Raw genomic sequence first — 17,404 nt, 5'->3', positions numbered from 1 at the left:
GCATGGCTTTGATGGCCCCCTACGGCTTTACTGCTGAGCGCTGCTGCACTGCGGGACCAACTTCTGCTCTTCCTCGCTGAGGGTGGGACCCGGGGACGGTACCGGGGTGGCCCGGACGTCGGCCCGCTCCCCTGTCTTCGGATCCTTCGGGGCCTTCGGGTCGTCCTGGGCGGCACCGGGCGCGTTGCCCGTCTTGTCGCCGTTCTGCTTCTCGGTCTCCCGCTGCTGCTGCTCGGCCTTGCGCCGCTCGTCCGCCTTCTTGCAGGCGCCGGCGAGCGTGCCGAGGTCCTTGACCTTCTGCCGGGCCTGATCGAGGCTGCCGACCGCGATCGTGTCCTCGACACGGGTGCGCTGGTCCACGGGGAGGTACTTGAGTTCGATCTCGCGGTGGTCCTCGTAGACCTTGCTGAGGCCCACCCACGCCAGATCCTGGTTGATGCCCTGGTAGACGGCCACGTGGTCGTTGTCCTTGGCGCCCACGTAGTACTGCGTCTGGGTCCATTCGTAGCCGGCGTAGAGACCGCCGCCGACGATGCCGAGCACCACGGCGATGATCAGCGACCGCTTGAGCCACCTGCCGCCGCGGGGCGGCTTGACGAAGTCCTCGTCGGAGAACGAGCCGAAGGCACCGTCCGGCGCGCCGCCTATGGCCGGGTCACCGCTGCCGGGCGGGCCGAAGCCGCCCGCGGCCGCCCCGGGGCCCTGCGGCGGCACGGGCCGGTTGGCGCGGCCCAGCTCCGCGGCACGGCCGGCCGGGGTCTGCATGGCGCCGTCGTCACCGAGCTGGAGCTGGTTCTCGGCGACCGCGCCCACGATCACCGGGGTGTCGTTGAGCTGTGCCGTGAGGGTGTCGCCGCCGTCGATCTCCAGCACGTCCGCGACGATGCAGGTGATGTTGTCGGGACCGCCGCCGCGCAGCGCGAGCTGGATCAGGTCCTGGATGGTCTCGTGCGGGCCCTGGTAGCTGGCGAGCGTCTCCTCCATCGTCTGATGGCTGACGACGCCGGAGAGCCCGTCGGAGCAGATGAGGTAGCGGTCGCCCGCCCGGACCTCGCGGATCGACAGATCGGGCTCCACGTGGTCACCACTGCCCAGCGCGCGCATCAGCAGGGAGCGCTGCGGGTGGGTGGTGGCCTCCTCCTCGGTGATCCGGCCCTCGTCGACGAGCCGCTGCACCCAGGTGTGGTCCTGTGTGATCTGGGTGAGCACGCCGTCGCGCAGCAGATACGCGCGCGAGTCGCCGACGTGCACGAGACCGAGCCGCTGACCGGTCCACAGCAGCGCGGTCAGGGTGGTGCCCATGCCCTCGAGCTGCGGGTCCTCCTCGACCATGGCGCGCAGCTGGTCGTTCGCGCGCTGCACGGCGGTGCCGAGGGAGGTCAGGATGTCCGAGCCGGGGACGTCGTCGTCCAGCGACACGAGGGTGGAGATCACCTCGGAGCTGGCGACCTCGCCCGCGGCCTGGCCGCCCATGCCGTCGGCGATGGCGAGCAGCCGGGGGCCGGCGTAACCGGAGTCCTCGTTGCCCTCCCGGATCATCCCCTTGTGAGATCCGGCGGCGAAGCGCAGTGACAGACTCATGCGCACCTCGCCCGACGGCTCCGGGTACATCCGCACGGTGCCCACCCTCCGGTCGTCATGGTCCTACTACTTCCGCAGCTCGATGACGGTCTTGCCGATGCGGATCGGCGCGCCGAGCGGGATCGGTGTCGGGGTGGTCAGCCGGGTCCGGTCGAGATAGGTGCCGTTGGTGGACCCCAGGTCCTCGACGATCCACTGGCCGTCGCGGTCGGGGTAGATCCTGGCATGCCGGCTGGAGGCGTAGTCGTCGTCCAGCACGATCGTCGAGTCATGGGCGCGGCCCAGGGAGATGGTCTGGCCCTGGAGGGCGACCGTGGTCCCGGTGAGGGTGCCCTCGGAGACCACCAGCTTGGTGGGGGCGCCGCGTCGGCCGCGCTCCGCACGTCGACCGCCGGACTGTTGCTGCTGTCGCTGCTGCGGCGGCGCGGTCTGCTGCGCACGCTGCGGCTGGCGGTCCTGGCCACCGCGGCGTGAGCCGCGCTGCGTGACACGCGTGCCGAACAGGTCGCTGCGAATGACCTGGACGGCCACGATGACGAACAGCCACAGTACGGCGAGGAAACCCAACCGCATGACCGTGAGGGTCAGCTCTGACATTGCCCCCGCTTCACCCTTCGGCTTGCCGATAAACGATGGTGGTGCTGCCCACGACGACGCGCGAGCCGTCGCGGAGCGTAGCGCGCGTGGTGTGCTGCCCGTCCACCACGATGCCGTTTGTCGAACCCAGGTCCTGGATGGTCGCGGGGGTTCCGACCCGGATTTCGCAGTGCCGGCGGGATACGCCGGGGTCGTCGATCCGTACGTCCGCTTCGGTGCTGCGGCCCAGTACGAGGGTGGGCCGGGAAATCTGGTGACGTGTGCCGTTGATCTCGATCCAACGGCGGGTCTGGGTGCCGGGGACGGCGCCCGGCCCGGGGCCGCCCGCACGGGGCGCGGGGCGGCCGGGAGCGCCGGGCGGCGGGGAGGTGGGCATCGGCGGCGGACCGGCCGGCTGAGCCGGATAGCCCGCGCCGTGCGTGACCTGGCCACCGGCCGCGCCGCGGGGTGCGGCGGGCTGCTGGCCCTGCGGGTCCTGCGATTCGCTGGAGGCGAGGGTGCGGCTGCGCACCCGGTACAGCCCGGTGTCGAGGTCGTCGGCCTTCTCCAGATGGACCTTGATGGTCCCCATGAAGGTGTACCGCTGCTGCTTGGCGTAGTCGCGGACCATGCCGGAGAGCTCGTCCCCGAGCTGCCCGGAGTACGGGCTGAGCCGCTCGAAGTCCGGGGCGCTCAGCTCGACGATGAAGTCGTTCGGGACGACGGTCCGGTCACGGTTCCAGATGGTGGCGTTGTTGTCGCACTCGCGCTGGAGTGCGCCCGCGATCTCGACAGGCTGCACCTCGGACTTGAACACCTTGGCGAAGGTGCCGTTCACGAGACCCTCGAGTCGCTGCTCGAAGCGCTTCAGTACTCCCACGGGGCACCTCCTTCCCTCAGTGACGTTCCTGATGCTCAGTGTCGTTCCTGATACTGCTTACTGATCGTATCCACGCGTCGGGAAAACGGCTGGTTCCCCTTCGGCGCCAGGAGTGACGAGTGTCGCCTTCACCGCCGCCCACTGCGCGCTCCACTAGGGATCGTAGAGGCGGCCGTGAGCCAGTGTCCCGCAACCGGTGCGGTCCCCGCCGGACCGACGGACCGGGCGGCAGGGAAGTGGTGTGAAGGCACCCTCCACAGCGTGCTAATGTTCTGCATGTCGAAAGGCGAACGCACAAGACCCGGGCGGACAGTCCGAAGAAAGTGCGAGAGTCCAAGACAGCACCCATGCGCGGGTGGCGGAATAGGCAGACGCGCTGGATTCAGGTTCCAGTGCCCGAAAGGGCGTGGGGGTTCAACTCCCCCCTCGCGCACAGAGCGGGAACGGGTCTCTCCCGGTGATGAGAATCACCGGGAGGGGCCCGTTTCTCGTTGTCCGGAAGCATGTTCTGCAGCACGGTCCGGCGACGTGACATGCGGCACCACGACGGATGCGCCGGGCATGCGCCGCGGATGCGGCACGGGTACGACGTCGGGCCCGGCGTGAGGCGTCCGGGCCCGAGGATCGCGCGCAGTGCGCCGTGGGAGCGGTGTCAGCCGGCGAGACGGGCGACCAGGGCCTTGGCCTTGGCGGCGGCTTCCTCATTGGCCTTGGCCCGGGAGGCCTCGGACTTGCCGACCAGCTCGGCCATGGCGGGCACGGTGGCGGCCAGGGTCAGCTCGGGGACGATGAAGTCGACCTCCAGGCCGAGCATGCCGGTCAGCACCTTCTCCAGGTAGTTCGTCACGAACTCGAAGGACTCACGCGGCGTCCCCGGCGCGTACGAGCCGCCACGGCTGGCGACGACGGTGACCGGGGTGCCGGCGGCGGAGGGCTTCTCGCCCGCCGTGCGACCCATGATGATCACCTGGTCCAGCCACGCCTTGAGGCTGGAGGGGATCGTGAAGTTGTACATCGGGGTGCCGATCAGCACCGCGTCCGCCCGCTCCAGCTCCTCCGCCAGCTCGACGCGCAGATCGTGGGCGGCGCGCTGCTCGGCGGTGAACTCGGCCGGGTCGACGGAGCCCACGCTGAGCGCGGTGGCGGTTATGTGCGGCAGCGGGTTCGCGGCGAGGTCGCGGTAGACGACCGTGCCCTCGGGGTGCTGCTCCTCCCAGGTCTTACGGAAGACGGCGGTGACATCGCGGGAGGCGGAGCCCTGGGGGAGGGCGGACGAGTCGAGGTGCAGCAGCGTGGCCATGGGGTCTCCAAACAACGGGCTGTAGTGCCGACGTCGCCGACGGCGAACAGAGGTGTAGTTCTGTATGCAACTAGTATTAGCACAGTCACTTACTTTTTCGCAGCACCTAAGAGGAACGCAGTACTCTGGTCTCATGGCGGACCACAGCGAGCAGGCGTGCAAGAAGGCGGACGAGGGCATGACGCGCGTCTTCGAGCTGTTCGGCAAGCGTTGGACGGGTCTGATCGTGGCGACCCTGCTGCCGGGGCGGGCGCACTTCGCCGACCTGCGACGGGCCATCCCGGGGATCAGTGAGCGGATGCTCTCCGACCGCCTCACGGAGCTGGCCGCGGCCGGTCTGCTCGTACGGGAAGTGGAATCAGGGCCTCCGCTTCGTGTCTCCTACCGGCTGACCGAGGCGGGGCTGGCGATGGAGCCCGCACTCAAGGAGCTGGGACGGTGGGCGCAGCGCTACCTGGGAGACAGCGCGCAGTGCCCACGAGAGTTCAGCTGACCCCCTGGCCACCACCGCCGGTGGGTGTCCTGTGGAGAAATACCGGGACGTCCCTCGCCGTCGACACCGCGCTGTACGGTCAGGGCAGTTGACGCTTGCCGCTTGACGCCGCGTGACGCTGCGCCATGGGTGGAGGGGGAGGTGGCGCGCGATGACGCGACTGCCGCACGTGCCGGGTTTCGCGCGATCGGTGACGGGTGGGGCCAGGGGTTCGGGAGGTGCGGGAGCCGGTGAGGCGTCCGCCCCCGGACCTTCGCCGAAGGCCGCCGGGAAGGCGCTGCGGGCGCGGGTGCCGCGTTCCGCGCACGCCGAGTGGGAGGCCGGTGCGGGGCGGCCCGGCGCGGTGGAGACGGTCGAGGCGGCCAACGCGGGACGGCTGCCCGAGCTCACACCGATCCGCGTCGGCCGGATGGCGGCCTCGCCCTTCGCCTTCCTGCGCGGCTCGGCCGGACTCATGGGCTACGACCTGGTGGGCACCGCCGTGACCGGGGTGGGCGCGCAGATCTGCGGCGACGCGCACGCCGCGAACTTCGGCCTCTACGGCGACGCCCGCGGCGGCCTCGTCATCGACATGAACGACTTCGACGAGACCCTCCACGCGCCCTGGGAGTGGGACGTCAAGCGGCTCGCCGCCTCGCTGGTGCTGGCGGGCCGGGAGACGGGTGCGGACGAGGACACCTGCCGGGAGGCGGCCCGGGACGCGGTGGGCGCCTACCGCCGCACGATGCGGCTGCTGGCCAGGATGCCGGCGATAGAGGCGTGGAACGCGATCGCCGACGAACGGCTCGTCTCGCACGCGGACGCCAAGGACCTGCTGGGCACGCTGGAGCGGGTGGCGGAGAAGGCCCGGCGGAACACGAGCGCGCGCTTCGCGGCGAAGGCGACCGAGCGGACCGACGACGGCGGTCTGCGCTTCGTGGACGCGCCTCCGGTCCTGCGGCGGGTGCCGCACGACGAGGCCGCGTCGGTCGCCCTGGCCCTCGGCGCGTATCTCCGGACGCTGCCGGAGGACATGGTCCCGCTGCTCGCGCGCTACGAGGTGCAGGACGTGGCGTTCCGGGTGGTGGGCACGGGGAGCGTGGGGCTGCGCTCGTACGTGGTGCTGCTGCTCGACCACCGTGGCGAGCCGCTGGTGCTCCAGGTGAAGGAGGCCCGCCCCTCGGCCCTGCTGCCCCACGCGGCGAAGGCCGGCTTCGCGGCGCCGGAGACCCGTCACGAGGGGCAGCGCGTGGTCCTGGGGCAGAAGCGGATGCAGGTCGTCAGTGATGTGCTGCTCGGCTGGGCGACGGTCGACGGGCGGCCCTACCAGGTGCGGCAGTTCCGCAACCGCAAGGGGAGCGTCGACCCCGCGGCACTGGCCCCGGGCGAGCTGGACGACTACGGGCGGATGACGGGCGCGCTGCTCGCGCGGGCGCACGCGCACAGCGCCGATCCGCGGCTGATCGCCGGGTACTGCGGCAAGGGGGACGAGCTGGACGACGCGGTCGTGCGGTTCGCGGTGGCCTACGCGGACCGCACGGAGGCCGACCACGCGGAGCTGGTGGCGGCGGTGCGGGGCGGCCGGGTGGCGGCGGAGACGGGGATATAGCCGGGCTCAGGGGCACGGAAGGGGCGGGGGACAGACCCTCGGGCATGCGGGGGCCCGCGGGGCGGGTGGGAACTCGTAGGCTGGGCTGGTGACGAATCCGGAAGCCGAGCAGAGTCAGAACACCGAGCAGCCGGACACCCGGCGCCTGGAACAAGCCGTGCGGACGGCCGAGCAGGCGCTGATCGAATTCGAGATCGCGGTGGAGACCTTCCGGGTGGAGGTGGAGAACTTCTCCCGGCTGCACCACCAGCGGCTCGGCCCGATGTACGCGCGGCTCGACGAGCTGGACGCGCGGATCGCGGAGGCCGTCGCGGCCCGGACCGGCGACGCCGAGGACCTGCGGCGGGCCCGGGAGGCGCGGGCGCTGGTGCAGCCGATGCCCGGTGTGGAGGAGCTGTTCGGCGGCTGGCTGGACTCCGAGGGGCTCTCCCCCGAGGCGTCGGCGATGCTCACGGAGAAGCCCGTGCAGCCCCCGAAGCGGGTGCGCCCGAGTGACGAGGCGCGGCGCGCCTTCCGTGAGCTGGTCCGCAAGGCGCACCCCGATCTGGCGCGGGACGAGTCGGACCGGCAGCGGCGCGAGGCGTTCATCGTGCGGGTCAACGCCGCGTACGCCGACGGCAACGCCGCGCTGCTGACCGAGCTGGCCGCGGAGTGGGCAGCCGGGCCGGTGCCGGAGGAGCCGCTGCCGAGCCCGAGCGAGGAGCTGTACGCGCGGCTGGAATGGCTGGCCCGGCGCAAGGAGCTGCTGTCGGTCGTGGCCGGAGAGCTGGAGTCCTCCGCGATCGGCGCGATGATCAAAATGGCGCCGGACGACCCGGACCAGCTGCTGGAGGAGATCGCCGAGCAGCTGCTCGCCCAGGTCTCCGAGCGTGAGGCATACCTGGCCACGCTGGTCGGGTAGCGTCGGGGACATGCATTTCGGTTCTGGGGTACCCACGGTCGGCGTCGACGCGCTCTCGTCCGACGATTTCCTGCTGGACGTCCGTGAGAGCGACGAGTGGGCGGCCGGGCACGCGGAAGGCGCGCTGCACATCCCGTTGAGCGACTTCGTCGCCCGGTTCGGCGAGCTGACGGAGAAGGCCCCCGACGGCGGCCGCATCAACGTCATCTGCCGCTCCGGCGGGCGCTCCGCGCAGGTCACCACCTACCTCGTCCAGCAGGGCCTGGACGCGGTGAACGTCGACGGCGGCATGCAGGTCTGGGAGGCCGCCGGCCGCCCGGTCGTGGACGGAAACGGCGGCCCCGGCACGGTCATCTAGCCGGTCGCGCGTCAGTCTCGCGCGACTGTCCGGCTCCACGGCGCTCGGCCGAGGGGCCCGGCGGCGTTCTCACAGGACGGCCTTCTCACAGGACGGTGTCCTCACCCGAGGGGATGGGCGGCCAGCAGGTCGCCCAGCGCCTCCTCATGAGCGGCGGCGGGGCCCAGGGAGAGCTCCAGCTGCTTGGCCCAGGCGTGATAGCGGTGCAGGGGGTAGTCGGTGTCCGCGCCCAGGCCCCCGTGCAGATGCTGCGCGGTCTGCACGACGCGGCGGACCCCCTCCGAGGCCCAGACCTTCGCGACGGCGATGTCCGCCGCGGCCGGGAGCGCCGCGTCCGCCCCCGACTCGATGCGCCAGGCCGCCTGCCACAGCGTGGCCTCCATCGCGCGCAGATCGATATAGCGGTCGGCTGCCTGGACGGCGACCGCCTGGAACGTGGCGATGGGGTGGCCGAACTGCACCCGCTTCCCCGTGTACTCACTCGTCATGCGGGCCACCGCCTCCCCGAGGCCGAGCGCGAGTGCGCAGGTGCCGGAGGTGAGCAGCCCGCGCAGCCACTCCCACGCGCCCTCGGCCGTGATGACCTCGTCGTCCTCGACCCGCACACCGTCGAGACGCACCTCCGCGTACCGCTCGCCGTTGGTGGAGACCTGGTCGGCGAGCGTCACACCGGGCCGGTCCCGGGGGACGAGCGCGAGGACGGTGCGGCCCTCGCCGGTGTGGGCGGGTATCAGGATCAGGTCGGCGCCCGGCGCCCAGGGCACGGCTGTCTGTACGCCGTCGAGGGACCACTGGTGTCCGCCGGTGCCCTCGGGCCGTGCGGTGACGGCCAGTTCGGCCCGGTCATGTCCGGTGCGGCCGTTGGCGGCCACGGTGACCACGGTCTCGCCGCGGCCGATCAGCGGCAGCAACCGGTCCGCCGCGGCGCCGCCGTACCTGCCGAGGACGAGCGCCACCCCACCCGCCTCCAGCAGGGGCACCCGGGCCAGCACCCGCGCGGACTCGCGCAGCACCAGGCACAGGGCGATCGGCCCGAGCCCCGCACCGCCGTGCTCAGGGGCGACGGTCAGGCTCAGCAGATCGGCGTCGGCGAGCCTGCGCCACAGCGCGCGGTCGAAGTCCTCGGCCACCGCGCCCCGGGTGAGCGCCGGGCTGGGCACGCTGTCGGGGGTGACCCCGGCGAAGACCGCCCGGGCCGCTTCGACGGCGGCCTGCTGCTCCTCGGTGAAGGTGAAGTCCACTGCCGGTCCTCCCACACGCCGCTGACACCTGAAGACGCGGTTGGCGATGCGCCTGGATGCGCATCCGCTTGGAGACGTGTCTGCGGGGAGACGCGTCTGATGGGGCGTCAAGGTAGAACAGGTTGCAGGAATTGGGAACCGGTAGGGAAGGGTGAGAGGGGGGGACCGGGGGGCCGGTGGGCCGGTCGTCAGCGGTCGAAGTCCAACTCCACCTCCTCGGTGGCCGGATGCGACTGGCAAGCCAGCACGTACCCCGCGGCCAGCTCCTCCGGCTCCAGCGCGAAATTCCGGTCCATCCGCACCTCGCCCGTGACCAGGAAGGCCCGGCACGTCCCGCAGACGCCGCCCTTGCAGGCGTAGGGCGCGTCGGCGCGGTTGCGCAGCACCGTCTCCAGCAGGGACTCCCCCTCGCGTACCGGCCAGCTGCCGCTGCGGCCGTCCAGCTTCGCGGTCACCGTGCTGTCCGACGCCCGGGCCGCCGTGGCGACGGCCGCGGTACCCCGCTCCGCCACGCCCGTTCTTTCATCCGCTTCCTCGTCCACATGGAAGATCTCCTGGTGGACGCGGTCGCGGCCGACCCCGAGCCCGTGCAGGGCCCGCTCGGCGCCCCGCACCAGCCCGTACGGGCCGCACAGGAACCAGCCGTCGACGGTGTCCACCGGGAGCAGCGCCGGCAGCAGCCGGGACAGCCGCTCCTTGTCCAGCCGCCCGGACGGCAGACCCGCCTGCTGCTCCTCGCGGGAGAGGGCGTGCACGAGCTGGAAGCGCGTCGGATAGCGGTCCTTGAGGTCGGCGACCTCCTCCAGGAACATCGTGGAAGACGCGGTGCGGTCGCTGCGGATCAGGCAGAAGCGGGCGGCGGGCTCGCGCGCGAGCACAGCCGAGACCATGCTCAGCACGGGGGTGATGCCGCTGCCGCCGACGATCGCGGCGAAGTGCCCGGGGCGCGGCTCCAGCACGAACCGGCCGGCCGGTGCCATCACCTCCACCGTGTCCCCGACCGTCAGTTCCTTGAGCGCGTAGGTGGAGAACGCGCCGCCGTCCACCAGCCGGACCCCCACCTTCAGCGCCGCCGGCCCGTCCGGGCCGGGCACCTGGCCGCAGATGGAGTAGGTGCGGCGTATCTCGGCGCCGTCCACCATCCGGCGGAAGGCGAGGTGCTGGCCGGGGGTGTAGCGGAAGACCGGGCGCAGCTCGGGGGGCACGGCGAAGGTCACGGCGACCGCGTCGTCGGTGAGCGGGTCGACGGCCGTCACCCGTAGCGGGTGGAAGGCGCCGTGGCGGGCCGCTGCCATCTACAACTCCTTGAAGTGGTCGAACGGTTCGCGGCACGCTTCGCAGCGGCGCAGAGCCTTGCAGGCGGTGGAGGAGAAGCGGCTCAGCAGGGTGGTGTCGGTGGAGCCGCAGTGCGGGCAGCGAATGGCGAGCTGCACGAGCACCGGGCCACCGGGGCGGTCCGCTGGCCGGGCGGCAGTGGGCCGTGGCGGCGCCACCCCGAACTCCTCCAGCTTGCGGCGGCCTTCGGCGCTGATCGCGTCCGTGGTCCAGGGCGGGGAGAGGACCGTACGGACCTCCACCTCGGCTATGCCGTGGTCGTGCAGGACCCGCTCGATGTCCGCCGACATGGCCTCTATGGCCGGGCAGCCGGTGTAGGTGGGGGTCAGCTCCACCTCCACCCGGCCGGGGCCGACGAGGTGCAGCCCGCGCAGGACGCCCAGCTCGGCCAGCGTCACGACGGGGAGCTCCGGGTCGGGCACGGAACCGGCCAGGGCGCGGAGCTCTTCCTCGAGCGGGGTCGCGGTCACCATGTCGCCCCCGGGTGGCTGCGGTGCAGATGCTGCATCTCGGCGATCAGCCGCCCGAACGGCTCGGTGTGGACGCCCTGGCGGCCGGCGCCGGCCGTCCACGCGCCGAACTGGGGGCCGGTGGGCAGGGCCAGAGTGGCCTGCTCCACGGTCTTGGTGACGAGGGTCAGCCAGCCGTCGCGCAGGGCGGTCCAGTCGATGTCCAGCCCGTCGACCGGCTGGAAGAGCTCGCCCGTGAACCGCCACAGGTCGTCGAGGCCCGTGCGCATCCGCCGGTGGCTCTCCTCGGTGCCGTCCCCGAGGCGCAGGGTCCAGTGCTCGGCGTGGTCACGGTGGTAGGAGACCTCCTTGACCGCCTTCGCCGCCAGCGGGGCGAAGGGACCGTCCCCGGCCGCCAACTGCCCGTACAGCAGCTCCTGGTAGGTGGCGAAATAGAGCTGGCGGGCGATGGTGTGGGCGAAGTCGCCGTTCGGCTGCTCGACCAGCTGGACGTTGCGGAAGGCGCGCTCTTCGCGGAGATAGGCCAGCTCGTCCTCGTCGCCGGCGAGGGAGAGGAGGGTCCGGGCCTGGCCGAGCAGGTCCAGCGCGATATTGGCGAGCGCGACCTCCTCCTCCAGGACGGGTGCGTGCCCGGCCCACTCCCCCAGCCGGTGGGAGAGCACGAGGGCGTCGTCGCCGAGGGCCAGGGCGGCGCTCAGCGGCACGGTGCTCGCGGGTGCCCCGGTCATAGGTGCCGCACCCCTTCCGGGATGTCGTAGAAGGTCGGGTGGCGGTAGGCCTTGTCGGCCGCCGGCTCGAAGAAGGGGTCCTTCTCGTCCGGGGAGGAGGCGGTGATCCCGGCGGAGGGCACCACCCAGATCGACACACCCTCCGAGCGCCGTGTGTAGAGGTCGCGGGCGTTGCGCAGCGCCATCTCCGCGTCCGGTGCGTGCAGGCTGCCGGCGTGGGTGTGCGCCAGGCCGCGCCTGCTGCGCACGAACACCTCCCACAGTGGCCAATCAGCGCTGGTCATGCCCGTGCCTCCCGGTGTGCGTCGGTGTGCTTGCCCGCGTACGCGGCGGCGGCCTCGCGTACCCAGGCGCCTTCTTCGTGGGCCCGCCGGCGTTGGTTGATCCGCTGGTCGTTGCACGGGCCGTTGCCCCGCAGGACCTCGTGGAACTCGTCCCAGTCGATGGCGCCGAAGTCGTGGTGACCGCGCTCCTCGTTCCACCGGAGGTCCGGGTCGGGGAGGGCCAGCCCGAGCGACTCGGCCTGGGGGACGCAGATATCGACGAAGCGCTGGCGCAGCTCGTCGTTGGAGTGGCGCTTGATCTTCCAGGCCATGGACTGGGCGGAGTGCGCGGACTCCTCGTCGGGCGGGCCGAACATCATCAGGGACGGCCACCACCAGCGGTCCACCGCGTCCTGGGCCATCGCGTGCTGGGCCTCGGTGCCACGGCTGAGGGCGAGCAGCAGCTCGTACCCCTGGCGCTGGTGGAAGGACTCCTCCTTGCAGATGCGGACCATGGCCCGGGCGTACGGCCCGTAGGAGCAGCGGCAGAGCGGGACCTGGTTGGTGATCGCGGCGCCGTCCACGAGCCAGCCGATGGCGCCCACGTCCGCCCAGGTCAGGGTGGGGTAGTTGAAGATCGAGGAGTATCGCTGGCGCCCCGCGTGGAGCTTGTCGAGCAGCTCCTCGCGCCCGGTGCCCAACGTCTCGGCGGCGCTGTAGAGATACAGGCCGTGGCCCGCCTCGTCCTGCACCTTGGCCATGAGGATCGCCTTGCGCCGCAGCGAGGGCGCCCGGGTGATCCAGTTTGCCTCGGGCTGCATGCCGATGATCTCGGAGTGGGCGTGCTGCGCGATCTGCCGGACGAGCGTGGCGCGATAGGCGTCCGGCATCCAGTCCCGTGGCTCGATGCGCTCATCGGCGGCCACGGTGGCGTCGAAAACCGCCTCGTACGCCCCCGCTTCCGGCGCCGTCGTCGTCATGCCGTGCCCCCTCGATCTCTGGAACTCCCTACCGACCGATCGTTCGGTTCAATGGTGTGCCGAGGTCTCGGAAGGTGTCAAGCCTGTGGATAACTCCGCGTCCGCTGTGCCTGGTGGGGCGGCGTGGGTACCGTTCGGGTGCACAGCAACGGGTGGCGGCCGGAATCGGGGCGGGACATGGAGCGGGACGACGGGCACGAACGGACGGCCGGCATCGCCGGGCTGTCCCTCCCCTCACGCATCGCCGTCGCCGTCGGCGTGGCGGGCGTGGCGGTCGCGGTCGCGGTGCATGTGTCGATGATGTTCCTGCACGTCGCACCGTCGAACACGATCAGCAAGCAGCACGGATCGGCCATCGACGACTACGTGTACCCGGAGTTCGAACAGAACTGGAAGTTCTTCGCGCCCAACCCGCTGCAGCAGAACGTCGCCGTTCAGGCACGCGCCGAACTGCGCGGCCCCGACGGCCGGGCCGTGGTCACGTCCTGGACCGATCTGTCGGCCCAGGACGGCGCCGCGCTGCGCCACAACTTTCTCCCCAGCCACACACAGCAGAACGAACTCCGCCGTGCCTGGGACTTCTACGCGGGCACGCACGACGCGCGGGAGCAGCCCAACGGGATGCGCGGCCGGCTCGCCGAGGAGTACATCCGGCGCATCGCCGTGCTCCGTCTGGGGGGTGAACAGGGCGGGCGGACGCTTCAGCGCGTGCAGGTACGGGCCGTGACCACTGCCATAACCCCACCGCCCTGGAGTGACGAGAAGGTCGACACGCGACCCGTCCACCGCATGCTGGGCTGGTGGCCGGTCACCACCGCCGATCTCCCGGAGGCGAAGAACCGGTGAGCTCCCCCCAGAACCCGGCCCAGGACAGGAAGCGGGACGTGCCGGCCGACGCCGGGCTCGCGGCCCGTGTCGACAGCGCGCTCGGCCGCGGCGTCGCGCGCGTGACCGGCTCCGCCCTCGGTACGTACCAGACGGCCGTGCTGCGGATCGGTCTCTCCTTCACCTGGCTGTTCTTCCTGCTCCGCGAGTGGCCCAACCGCCATGAGCTGTACGGGCCCGACGGCCCGTGGAGCTGGGACATGGCCCGTCGGCTGACCGACGACAACCGCGCCTTCACCGCCCTGATGTGGTCCGACAGCGGCGTCTGGTTCGAGACCGTCTACGTCCTGGCGATCGTCTCCAGCGCCCTGCTGATGCTGGGGTGGCGCACGCGGACCATGTCGGTCCTCGCCATGATCGGGGTGTTGTCGCTCCAGAACCGCAGCATCTTCGTCGGGGACGGCGGCGACAACGTCCTGCATCTGATGGCGCTGTACATGGTCTTCACCCGCTGCGGGCGGGTGTGGTCCCTCGACGCGCGCCGGGCCGCCCGCCGGGAGAAGGTCCCCGGGGCCGGCTCCGGGGACGGCGACCGGGACATGACCGGCATCGTGCTGTGGACGCTCTGCGGCCTCGCCCTCGTCGTGGCCCAGGCGGTCGGCGACACCCGGCTGGAGTGGACGAGCGACGGCCCGGTGCCGGGCATCGGGTGGGCCACGGTCCTGTGGGGTCTGTGGGCAGCCCAGGGGCTGTGGTGGCTCGCGCGGCACCACGCTCCCGGGGAGCCGCGCACCGTCCTGGACGCCTTCGCGAATCTGGCGCACAACGGCGCGCTGCTCGTGATCATGGCGGAGGTCTGTCTGATCTACGCCACGGCGGGCTGGTACAAGATCCAGGGCTCCCGCTGGCAGGACGGCACCGCGCTCTTCTACCCGATGCACATCGACTACTTCTCGCCCTGGCCCGCGCTGTCCCACGCGCTCGCGAGCAGCGGGACCGTCGTACTGCTCCTCAGCTACGGCACCGTGGCCGTGCAGGTCGCCTTCCCCTTCACCCTGCTGAACCGGCGGGTGAAGAACGTCCTGCTCGCCGTGATGATGGCCGAGCATCTCGGCATCGCCGTCACCCTCGGCCTCCCGTTCTTCTCCCTCGCGATGATCGTCGCGGACGCGGTCTTCCTGCCCACCTCCTTCCTGCGCCGCCTGGGCGCCCTCGTCGGCCGTGCCGGTGACCGCCTGCCCCTCGTCCGCAGGGGCGCGGTCCCGGCCCCACGGGAGAGCGAGGACGGGGCGGCCGGCACTCGCACACTGGTGGGCTGAGCCAGGGGCAGCGGGCGGAATCCGGCCCGTAGGCTGAGGGCATGATCGAGGACGAGGCCGGAAACGCCCTGCGGCTCTGGGGCGAGGCGACCGCCGCGGACGCCGTGCTGCTCGACGGCTTCCACGCCCTGAAGCACGCCCTGCGCTTCGGCGCCGATGTGCGGGTGGCGGTCACCGCCGACAAGACCTCCGCCCTGGAGCTCGCGGCCGAGCTGGCCCCGGATCTGACCGAGGTGCTGGACGAGCGCCTGGCCGAGATCCCGGTGCGGACCCTGCGGGAGCTGCTGCCCAGGGTCCACCCCACCCAGGTGGCCGCGCTGGCGGTCAGGCCCGACCGCCGGGCGAACCTCGACGCCATGTCGCGGGCTCCCCGGCAGGCACCGGTCGTCGTCCTCGACAACCCCCGCAATCTCGGCAACGTGGGGGCCGTGATCCGGCTCGCCGCCGGATTCGGGGCCACGGGCGTGGTCACCACCGGCGACATCGACCCCTGGCACCCGAACGCCGTACGGGCGGGCGCGGGCCTGCACTACGCCACCGCCGTGGAGCGCCTGCCGCTCCCCGAGCTGCCGCCCGGCCCGCTGTACGCGCTGGACCCGGAGGGGGACGACATCAGGTCCATCCCCCTGCCGGACGACGCGCTGATCGCCTTCGGCTCCGAGCGGCACGGCATCTCCCCCGGGCTGCGGGAACGGGCGACCCGGCTGGTCGCCCTCCCCATGCGGCCACAGGTCTCCAGCTACAACCTCGCGACCAGCGTCGCCATGGCGCTCTTCCACTGGGGAGGGCCGGACCCGGCCCAGCGGGCCTGAACCCGCCGGGCCACGCGGCTAGGACGGGCGGCGCACCTCGACCGTGCGGAAACGCGTCGCGACGAACGCGCTGTCGCACAGCACCGCGTTGGCCGCGGGGTTGCCGCCCGAGCCGTGGAAGTCGGAGAAGGCGGCCGTCTGGTTGACGTACACCCCACCGGTGAGGTTCAAGGAGAGCTGGGCGCACTCCTCCAGGCAGGCCTCCTCGACGAGCCGCTCGACCTCGGGCGACGTGGTGTACGCGCCGACCGTCATCGCGCCCTTCTCCCGGATGGTGCGCCGCAGCAGCTCCACCGCGTCCTGGGCGGAGTCGACGGCCACGGCGAACGCCACCGGGCCGAAGCACTCCGACAGATAGGCCGCCTCGGCGTCGGGCTTGGCGCCGTCCAGTTTCACGATCACCGGAGTGCGGACCGTGGCCTGGGGGAAGTCGGGGTTGGTCACCGCACGGGAGGCGAGGGCGACCTCGCCGAGCTGCGCGGCCGCCCCGATGCGCTCCTTGACCTGGTCGTTCACGAGGGCGCCCAGCAGCGCGTTCGCCCGGGCGTCATCACCGAGCAGGGCCTCGACCGCGCCCGCCAGGTCGGTGACCACCTCGTCGTAGGACTTGGGCCCGGCGTCGGTGGTGATGCCCTCGCGCGGGATGAGGAAGTTCTGCGGGGTGGTGCACATCTGGCCGCTGTAGAGGGACAGCGAGAAGGCGAGATTGCCCAGCAGGCCCTTGTAGTCGTCGGTGGAGTCGATGACGACGGTGTTGACCCCGGCCTTCTCCGTGAAGACCTGCGCCTGGCGGGCGTTGGCCTCCAGCCAGTCGCCGAAGGCGGTGGAGCCGGTGTAGTCGATGATGCGGATCTCCGGGCGGGTGGCCAGCGCCTTGGCGATCCCCTCGCCGTCCCGCTCGGCGGCCAGCGTGACCAGGTCGGGGGAAAACCCGGCGTCGTTCAGCACGTCGCGGGCGATCCGCACGGTGAGGGCCAGGGGCAGCACCGCGCGCGGATGCGGCTTGACCAGGACCGCGTTGCCGGTGGCGAGGGAGGCGAACAGCCCGGGGTAGCCGTTCCAGGTGGGGAAGGTGTTGCAGCCGATGAGCAGCGAGACACCGCGCGGCACGGCGGTGAACTGCTTGCTCAGCGCCAGGGGGTCACGCTTGCCCTGCGGCTTGGACCACTCGGCCGCGCCCGGCGTACGGACCTGCTCGGCGTAGGCGTACGCGACGGCCTCCAGGCCACGGTCCTGCGCGTGCGGCCCACCGGCCTGGAACGCCATCATGAACGCCTGGCCGCTGGTGTGCATGACCGCGTGCGCGAATTCGTGGGTGCGGGCGTTGATCCGGGCCAGGATCTCCAGACAGACCGCGGCCCGGACCTCCGGGCCCGCCTCGCGCCACTCCGGCATCGCCGCGCGCATGGCCGGCAGCAGCCGCTCGACATCGGGATGCGGATACTCGACGCCCAGCTCCAGCCCGTACGGGGAGATTTCGGCCCCCGTCCACCCCTGTGCCCCCGGCTGGTCGAGCTCGAAGCGCTTGCCGCGCAGGGCCTCGAAGGCCGCCTGGCCCTCGGCCGCGCTCAGGCTGCCGGGCACGGCGCCCTCCGCCCCGTACGCCTTCGGGTGCTCGGGGTAGGGGGACCAATAGGCGCGCGTGCGGATGGCGTCCAGAGCCTGGTCGAGAGTGGGGCGGTGCTTCTCGATCAACTGGGCGGTGGTGGATCCGGCGGTCACGGCTGACCAACTCCTTGTCGAGCTGGGCTCGG

General features: G+C 71.8%; 18 protein-coding genes and 1 tRNA gene. 8 read left to right on the top strand and 11 right to left on the bottom strand.

Features of this window, described 5'->3' with window-relative positions:
• Positions 1-27: 27 nt before the first annotated feature.
• The 3 genes from AB8O64_RS17920 to AB8O64_RS17910 all read right to left on the bottom strand — a co-directional run bounded on the left by AB8O64_RS17920 (position 28) and on the right by AB8O64_RS17910 (position 3,037).
• Complete coding sequence (locus AB8O64_RS17920; RefSeq protein WP_370419993.1) at positions 28-1,581, bottom strand: PP2C family serine/threonine-protein phosphatase; 1,554 nt, start codon at positions 1,579-1,581, stop codon at positions 28-30.
• Positions 1,582-1,647: 66 nt separating this feature from the next.
• Complete coding sequence (locus AB8O64_RS17915; protein WP_130878628.1) at positions 1,648-2,178, bottom strand: FHA domain-containing protein; 531 nt, start codon at positions 2,176-2,178, stop codon at positions 1,648-1,650.
• Positions 2,179-2,188: 10 nt separating this feature from the next.
• Positions 2,189-3,037, bottom strand: coding sequence for a DUF3662 and FHA domain-containing protein (locus AB8O64_RS17910; protein ID WP_356451186.1), 849 nt, complete (start codon positions 3,035-3,037; stop codon positions 2,189-2,191).
• Between the two features lie 349 nt (positions 3,038-3,386).
• On the opposite strand from AB8O64_RS17910, the gene AB8O64_RS17905 reads away from it, so the two are divergent.
• Positions 3,387-3,470 (top strand) — tRNA-Leu (locus AB8O64_RS17905).
• Positions 3,471-3,689: 219 nt separating this feature from the next.
• On the opposite strand, the gene AB8O64_RS17900 is transcribed toward AB8O64_RS17905, so the two are convergent.
• Positions 3,690-4,337, bottom strand: coding sequence for an FMN-dependent NADH-azoreductase (locus AB8O64_RS17900; protein ID WP_370419992.1), 648 nt, complete (start codon positions 4,335-4,337; stop codon positions 3,690-3,692).
• 133 nt (positions 4,338-4,470) lie between these two features.
• Between AB8O64_RS17900 and AB8O64_RS17895 the strand changes: the two genes are divergently transcribed.
• From AB8O64_RS17895 to AB8O64_RS17880, 4 genes are all read left to right on the top strand, one after another.
• Positions 4,471-4,830 carry a winged helix-turn-helix transcriptional regulator gene (locus AB8O64_RS17895; protein ID WP_370419991.1) on the top strand — a complete coding sequence of 120 codons (360 nt, stop codon included), beginning with the start codon at positions 4,471-4,473 and terminating at the stop codon, positions 4,828-4,830.
• 151 nt (positions 4,831-4,981) lie between these two features.
• Complete coding sequence (locus AB8O64_RS17890) at positions 4,982-6,418, top strand: DUF2252 domain-containing protein (RefSeq protein ID WP_370419990.1); 1,437 nt, start codon at positions 4,982-4,984, stop codon at positions 6,416-6,418.
• An 88-nt stretch (positions 6,419-6,506) separates the two neighbouring features.
• Positions 6,507-7,319, top strand: a complete 813-nt coding sequence (locus AB8O64_RS17885; RefSeq protein WP_370419989.1) for a hypothetical protein — start codon at positions 6,507-6,509, stop codon at positions 7,317-7,319.
• 10 nt (positions 7,320-7,329) lie between these two features.
• Positions 7,330-7,677 (top strand): rhodanese-like domain-containing protein, encoded by a 348-nt coding sequence (locus tag AB8O64_RS17880; protein ID WP_370419988.1) that lies wholly within the window; start codon positions 7,330-7,332, stop codon positions 7,675-7,677.
• A 101-nt stretch (positions 7,678-7,778) separates the two neighbouring features.
• Here the strand turns inward: AB8O64_RS17880 and AB8O64_RS17875 are convergent, their stop codons facing one another.
• From AB8O64_RS17875 to paaA, 6 genes are all read right to left on the bottom strand, one after another.
• Positions 7,779-8,918, bottom strand: coding sequence for an acyl-CoA dehydrogenase family protein (locus tag AB8O64_RS17875; protein WP_370419987.1), 1,140 nt, complete (start codon positions 8,916-8,918; stop codon positions 7,779-7,781).
• A gap of 188 nt (positions 8,919-9,106) precedes the next feature.
• Positions 9,107-10,213 carry a 2Fe-2S iron-sulfur cluster-binding protein gene (locus tag AB8O64_RS17870; RefSeq protein ID WP_370419986.1) on the bottom strand — a complete coding sequence of 369 codons (1,107 nt, stop codon included), beginning with the start codon at positions 10,211-10,213 and terminating at the stop codon, positions 9,107-9,109.
• Entirely contained in the window at positions 10,214-10,726 is a 513-nt protein-coding gene (paaD, locus tag AB8O64_RS17865) for a 1,2-phenylacetyl-CoA epoxidase subunit PaaD (RefSeq protein ID WP_356451199.1), read from the bottom strand.
• Positions 10,720-11,421 carry a 1,2-phenylacetyl-CoA epoxidase subunit PaaC gene (paaC, locus tag AB8O64_RS17860; protein WP_370423892.1) on the bottom strand — a complete coding sequence of 234 codons (702 nt, stop codon included), beginning with the start codon at positions 11,419-11,421 and terminating at the stop codon, positions 10,720-10,722. Before paaC ends, paaD begins: the two co-directional genes overlap by 7 nt.
• 26 nt (positions 11,422-11,447) lie before the next feature.
• Complete coding sequence (gene paaB, locus AB8O64_RS17855; RefSeq protein ID WP_370419985.1) at positions 11,448-11,735, bottom strand: 1,2-phenylacetyl-CoA epoxidase subunit PaaB; 288 nt, start codon at positions 11,733-11,735, stop codon at positions 11,448-11,450.
• Positions 11,732-12,694: a 1,2-phenylacetyl-CoA epoxidase subunit PaaA gene (paaA, locus tag AB8O64_RS17850; protein ID WP_370419984.1), complete on the bottom strand. Its 963-nt coding sequence runs from the start codon at positions 12,692-12,694 to the stop codon at positions 11,732-11,734. The genes paaB and paaA overlap by 4 nt, the downstream gene beginning before the upstream one ends.
• A 123-nt stretch (positions 12,695-12,817) precedes the next feature.
• Here paaA and AB8O64_RS17845 point away from each other — a divergent pair, with 123 nt between their 5' ends.
• The 3 genes from AB8O64_RS17845 to AB8O64_RS17835 are packed head-to-tail and all read left to right on the top strand — an operon-like array spanning position 12,818 to position 15,650.
• Complete coding sequence (locus AB8O64_RS17845) at positions 12,818-13,540, top strand: DUF5819 family protein (RefSeq protein ID WP_370419983.1); 723 nt, start codon at positions 12,818-12,820, stop codon at positions 13,538-13,540.
• A gap of 38 nt (positions 13,541-13,578) precedes the next feature.
• Entirely contained in the window at positions 13,579-14,838 is a 1,260-nt protein-coding gene (locus AB8O64_RS17840) for an HTTM domain-containing protein (protein ID WP_370423890.1), read from the top strand.
• 41 nt (positions 14,839-14,879) lie between these two features.
• Positions 14,880-15,650 (top strand): TrmH family RNA methyltransferase, encoded by a 771-nt coding sequence (locus tag AB8O64_RS17835; RefSeq protein WP_370419982.1) that lies wholly within the window; start codon positions 14,880-14,882, stop codon positions 15,648-15,650.
• A gap of 18 nt (positions 15,651-15,668) precedes the next feature.
• Here AB8O64_RS17835 and paaN read toward each other — a convergent pair whose 3' ends face one another.
• Positions 15,669-17,372 carry a phenylacetic acid degradation protein PaaN gene (paaN, locus tag AB8O64_RS17830; protein WP_370419981.1) on the bottom strand — a complete coding sequence of 568 codons (1,704 nt, stop codon included), beginning with the start codon at positions 17,370-17,372 and terminating at the stop codon, positions 15,669-15,671.
• Positions 17,373-17,404: the final 32 nt, after the last annotated feature.

Origin of the sequence: Streptomyces sp. QH1-20 (genome assembly GCF_041283565.1) — a bacterium.
In the GTDB taxonomy this organism is placed as follows: Bacteria; Actinomycetota; Actinomycetes; order Streptomycetales; family Streptomycetaceae; genus Streptomyces; species Streptomyces syringius.
Note: the sequence above shows the minus strand (reverse complement) of the source record. Positions and strands in the feature narration are given on the sequence as shown.

Bases quoted from the DNA above. Each gene is read 5' to 3' on its own strand.
- AB8O64_RS17920 (WP_370419993.1), bottom strand. From the start codon at position 1,581: ATGAGTCTGTCACTGCGCTTCGCCGCCGGATCTCACAAGGGGATGATC.
- AB8O64_RS17915 (WP_130878628.1), bottom strand. From the start codon at position 2,178: ATGTCAGAGCTGACCCTCACGGTCATGCGGTTGGGTTTCCTCGCCGTA.
- AB8O64_RS17900 (WP_370419992.1), bottom strand. From the start codon at position 4,337: ATGGCCACGCTGCTGCACCTCGACTCGTCCGCCCTCCCCCAGGGCTCC.
- AB8O64_RS17895 (WP_370419991.1), top strand. From the start codon at position 4,471: ATGGCGGACCACAGCGAGCAGGCGTGCAAGAAGGCGGACGAGGGCATG.
- AB8O64_RS17890 (WP_370419990.1), top strand. From the start codon at position 4,982: ATGACGCGACTGCCGCACGTGCCGGGTTTCGCGCGATCGGTGACGGGT.
- AB8O64_RS17880 (WP_370419988.1), top strand. From the start codon at position 7,330: ATGCATTTCGGTTCTGGGGTACCCACGGTCGGCGTCGACGCGCTCTCG.
- AB8O64_RS17870 (WP_370419986.1), bottom strand. From the start codon at position 10,213: ATGGCAGCGGCCCGCCACGGCGCCTTCCACCCGCTACGGGTGACGGCC.
- paaD (WP_356451199.1), bottom strand. From the start codon at position 10,726: ATGGTGACCGCGACCCCGCTCGAGGAAGAGCTCCGCGCCCTGGCCGGT.
- paaB (WP_370419985.1), bottom strand. From the start codon at position 11,735: ATGACCAGCGCTGATTGGCCACTGTGGGAGGTGTTCGTGCGCAGCAGG.
- paaA (WP_370419984.1), bottom strand. From the start codon at position 12,694: ATGACGACGACGGCGCCGGAAGCGGGGGCGTACGAGGCGGTTTTCGAC.
- AB8O64_RS17835 (WP_370419982.1), top strand. From the start codon at position 14,880: ATGATCGAGGACGAGGCCGGAAACGCCCTGCGGCTCTGGGGCGAGGCG.